This is a genomic window from Solemya elarraichensis gill symbiont (assembly GCF_002021095.1).
Lineage (GTDB): Bacteria > Pseudomonadota > Gammaproteobacteria > Chromatiales > Chromatiaceae.
The window spans coordinates 1-4268 of record NZ_MPRK01000155.1; the positions used below are offsets into that span (position 1 = coordinate 1).

Sequence of the window (4268 nt, forward strand, 5' to 3'; positions counted from 1 at the left end):
TTGACAAGAGATGCGCCCGCGGCTACCGCCTCTTTCATCACTGCCGCTTTACTGGTGTCGATAGAGACCGGTGTATCCAAACGCTGTGAGACAGCTTCTATGACAGGGAGTACCCGATCGAGTTCCTGCTGTTGGGTAACGGCTTTGGCACCAGGTCGCGTCGACTCACCACCGATATCAATAATGGCTGCACCGGCAGACACCATCTGTTCTGCCTGTGCCAACGCCCTATCGAGCTGCGTATAGGCACCGCCATCAGAGAAGGAGTCGGGAGTTACGTTGAGTATGCCCATGACCTGCGGGGATGAGAGGTCAATGATACGATCGAGACAGTTGAGTTGCATCAATTGAAAACAGGCTGCCGGGTCAGGGCCGGCAGCCCGGACTGTTAGTGTTGGCTTGCAGGATCGCCGATGGTGCCGTCATCTTTCTTGGCACCTTTTTCATCGCTGGCGCCTTCATCCTTGCTGGCAGCCGATTGGCCTGAACCCGATTGATCATCATCAGGTTCTGTCCAACCCTCGGGCGGACGCGGAGTCTTACCCGATATGATGTCTTCAATCTGCTTCTTGTCGATGGTCTCGTACTTCATCAGGGCATCAGACATCGCATGCAGCATGTCGGTGTTCTCCTTGAGAATAGTCTCGGCACGATCATAGTTGCGGTCGATAAAGGCACGAATCTCTTCATCGATCGCATGCGCGGTATCATCCGAAACATTCTTGTGCGTGGTCACCGAGCGACCAAGAAAAACCTCTCCCTCTTCCTCGCCGTAAGCGAGTGGGCCAAGGCGTTCGGAGAGACCCCAGCGGGTGACCATGTTGCGTGCAAGGTCTGTCGCGCGTTCGATATCATTCGACGCACCGGTGGTGACGCTCTGCGGGCCAAAGATCATCTCTTCAGCGATACGCCCGCCAAACAGGCTGGAGATCTGGCTTTCGAGATACTCCTTGCTGTGGCTGTACTTATCCTCTTCAGGCAGGAACATGGTCACACCCAGAGCACGGCCGCGTGGCACGATACTCACCTTGTAAACTGGATCATGTTTCGGCACGTTGAGACCAACGATGGCATGACCTGCCTCGTGGTAAGCCGTCAGTCGGCGCTCATCTTCGTTCATTACCATGGAACGGCGCTCGGCGCCCATCATGATCTTATCCTTCGCCTTCTCCATATCATCCATGTCGACGCTGTGCTTGTTGGAACGCGCAGCAAAGAGAGCGGCCTCGTTGACCAGGTTCTCGAGATCGGCGCCGGAGAAACCGGGGGTACCGCGAGCAATCACGCCTGCATTAACGTCGTCACCGGCAGGCACCTTGCGCAGGTGTACCTTGAGAATCTGTTCACGGCCACGGATGTCGGGCATCGGAACCACGACCTGGCGGTCGAAACGGCCCGGACGCAGCAGTGCAGGATCGAGTACATCAGGACGGTTGGTTGCAGCGATGACGATGACGCCCTCGTTGCCTTCGAAGCCATCCATCTCGACCAGCAGCTGGTTGAGTGTCTGTTCACGTTCATCGTGTCCGCCACCGAGGCCTGCGCCACGATGGCGACCGACAGCATCGATCTCATCGATAAAGATAATGCATGGTGCGTGTTTCTTGGCCTGTTCAAACATGTCACGAACACGCGAGGCACCGACACCGACAAACATCTCGACAAAGTCGGAACCTGCAATTGTAAAGAAAGGAACCTTGGCTTCACCGGCAATAGCACGTGCGAGCAGAGTTTTACCTGTACCGGGTGCACCGACCATCAACACGCCCTTGGGAATCTTGCCGCCAAGTTTCTGGAACTTGGATGGATCACGCAGGAAGTCGACCATCTCGACGACCTCTTCCTTGGCCTCGTCGGCACCTGCTACATCGCCAAAGTTGACCTTGATCTGGTCCTCATTGAGCATACGGGCTTTGCTCTTTCCGAACGACATGGCGCCCTTGCCGGCACCACCGCCCTGCATCTGGCGCATGAAAAATATCCAGATACCGATAAGAATGAAGAGTGGCAGCAGGTTGAGCAGCAGCTGTTCCCACATGGATGGCGGATCGATTGCTTCGGCACTGAACTCGACGTTATTCTTCAGCAGGTCGCTGATGAGACCATCGTCACCCGGGCTGTCGGTATGAAAGCGCTGGCCATCATGCAGAACGCCATCGATAGAACGGCCGTAGGCATCCATCTTGACGGATTTGACCTTGTCGTCGTTGACCCAGGTGATAAAGTCGGAATAGCTCACTTCGCCGGAAGAACCGGGCGACTGGGTGAAGCTGTTGAAAACCGACATCAGCACTACTGCGATGACGACCCAAAGAATCAGGTTTTTTGCCATATCACTCAATGTTTATTCCTCGATCCGGTACCAATTCCGGACATTTTCGATCCCGCATAAGTGCAAGATTATACCTTTAATCCGCGTGCGACTACGTAAACTTCACGACTTTTCGCACGTGATGCTTGTGGTTTTCTGGTCACCACGCGTTGAAAATTGCTGCGCAATTCCCTGTAAAACTCGTCAAATCCCTCACCCTGAAACACTTTTGCAACAAAATCGCCCCCGGGTTTGAGGTTATTGCACGCAAAATCGAGCGCCAGTTCGCACAGGTACATCGAACGCGGCTGGTCAATTACGGCCATCCCCGTAATATTGGGGGCGATGTCGGAAATTACAACATCAACCTGGCGACCATCGAGTGCCTGAACAAGCGCATCATGCGGCTTCTTTTCGGTAAAGTCACCCTCGATGATGGTCACGCCGGGAAGCGCATCCATGGGCAGACTATCAAGAGCGAAAACCATGCCTTCATCGCCGACCAGTTTTGCAGCAACCTGGCTCCAGCCTCCGGGGGCCGCACCGAGATCTACAACCACCATACCGGGCTTGATCAGGCGGTCTTTTTCTAATAGTTCCAACAACTTGTAAGCCGCACGTGAACGATAGCCTTCACGCTGTGCCTGCTTTACATAGTGATCGTTGATATGGCGCTGCATCCAGCGCCCGCTGCTTTTTGACCTAGCCAATTCTTCTGTCTACCTGGATAATAATTGCTGATTTCTCAGCCAGTTGGGGTAGAATGCGCTGCCTGATCCCTTAATGCAAGGCAATTGCCCCCTTTCACACGAGTCCAATATGACCATTTCAGCATCCCAGAAACGCCACCTTCGCAGCCTGGCGCACCACCTGAAGCCCGTTGTCTCAGTCGGCCAGCATGGCCTGAGTGAGAATGTTTTCGCCGAACTTGAGATTGCGCTCGATTTTCATGAACTGGTTAAGGTGAAAATCAGCGGTGCAGACCGTGAAGACAAGAAGACGATGATCGAGACGATCAGTGAAACCTGCGGTGCCTACCTGGTACAGACCATTGGCCATGTCGCCGTCTTCTTTCGGCGCAATGCCAAAAAACCAAAAGTCGCACTCCCGAAAGAGTAACGACTCATAACAATCGGGGTCGAAGTAAAATCCTTTCAGAGTTTTATTCCGGCCCTTGTCAGTTCACCCTCAGGGCATATCGTCGACCTGCGCACCCTCTTTCTTGACCGGCATCAGGTCTTCCTTGTTGATACCCAGCATCAGTACCGCAACACTCGCTACGAAGATGGATGAGTAGGTTCCGACAATCACGCCAATCAAGAGCGCGAATGCAAAGCCGTGGATAATCTCACCACCAAGGAAGAAGAGCGCCAACAGCACCAGCATGGTTGTCAGCGATGTCACAAGAGTACGAGACAGTGTCTGGTTCAGCGATGAATCAATAATCTGCTGCGGCGATCCCTTGCGCATCTTGCGGAAGTTTTCACGAATACGGTCGTAAACAACAATGGTGTCATTTAGCGAGTAGCCGATAACAGCGAGAAGCGCTGCCAGTACCGGCAGGTCAAATTCCATCTGCAGAAGCGAAAACAGCCCGATGGTAATCAGCACGTCGTGTACCAGTGCGATCAAGGCGCCAACCGAGAAGCGCCATTCAAAACGCAGCATGACGTAAATAGAGATGGCGATCAGTGCGTAGAGCATTGCCAGGCCGCCATCCTCAGTTAGCTCATCGCCCACTTGCGGTCCGACAAATTCGACACGGCGAAGTTCGAGCTCAGCCCCGGCAGATGTGTTAAGCGCTTTAAAGACATCATAGGAGAGTGTCTTGTCAGAAACGCCCACACGCGGCGCCAGGCGAACCAGGATGTCGCGCGGCGTACCGAACTGCTGCACGATGGCATCACCATAACCGGCCGTTTCTAGTTGGCCACGCACTTCACTGAGCTCAACCGCC

Annotated in this window: 5 protein-coding genes; 1 reads left to right on the top strand and 4 read right to left on the bottom strand. The window is 54.0% G+C overall.

The features are described 5' to 3' along the window. The 3 genes from BOW51_RS07955 to rlmE all read right to left on the bottom strand — a co-directional run. Positions 1-344: dihydropteroate synthase (locus tag BOW51_RS07955; RefSeq protein WP_167367282.1), on the bottom strand; the 344-nt coding region annotated here is incomplete at its 3' end. A 44-nt stretch (positions 345-388) separates the two neighbouring features. Beyond that, positions 389-2332 (bottom strand): ATP-dependent zinc metalloprotease FtsH, encoded by a 1944-nt coding sequence (gene ftsH / locus BOW51_RS07960; RefSeq protein WP_174564740.1) that lies wholly within the window; start codon positions 2330-2332, stop codon positions 389-391. Positions 2333-2400: 68 nt separating this feature from the next. Then, the gene (gene rlmE, locus BOW51_RS07965; protein WP_078477224.1) at positions 2401-3021 is read right to left on the bottom strand and encodes a 23S rRNA (uridine(2552)-2'-O)-methyltransferase RlmE; all 621 of its coding nucleotides are present in this window, start codon (positions 3019-3021) and stop codon (positions 2401-2403) included. Positions 3022-3130: 109 nt separating this feature from the next. On the opposite strand from rlmE, the gene yhbY reads away from it, so the two are divergent. Continuing rightward, positions 3131-3430, top strand: coding sequence for a ribosome assembly RNA-binding protein YhbY (gene yhbY / locus BOW51_RS07970; RefSeq protein ID WP_078477225.1), 300 nt, complete (start codon positions 3131-3133; stop codon positions 3428-3430). 69 nt (positions 3431-3499) lie between these two features. Here yhbY and secF read toward each other — a convergent pair. Further along, on the bottom strand, positions 3500-4268 hold a 769-nt coding region (gene secF, locus BOW51_RS07975), incomplete at its 5' end, for a protein translocase subunit SecF (RefSeq protein ID WP_078477226.1).

Coding starts and splice junctions, on each gene's coding strand:
- ftsH (WP_174564740.1), bottom strand. CDS start 2,332: ATGGCAAAAAACCTGATTCTTTGGGTCGTCATCGCAGTAGTGCTGATG.
- yhbY (WP_078477225.1), top strand. CDS start 3,131: ATGACCATTTCAGCATCCCAGAAACGCCACCTTCGCAGCCTGGCGCAC.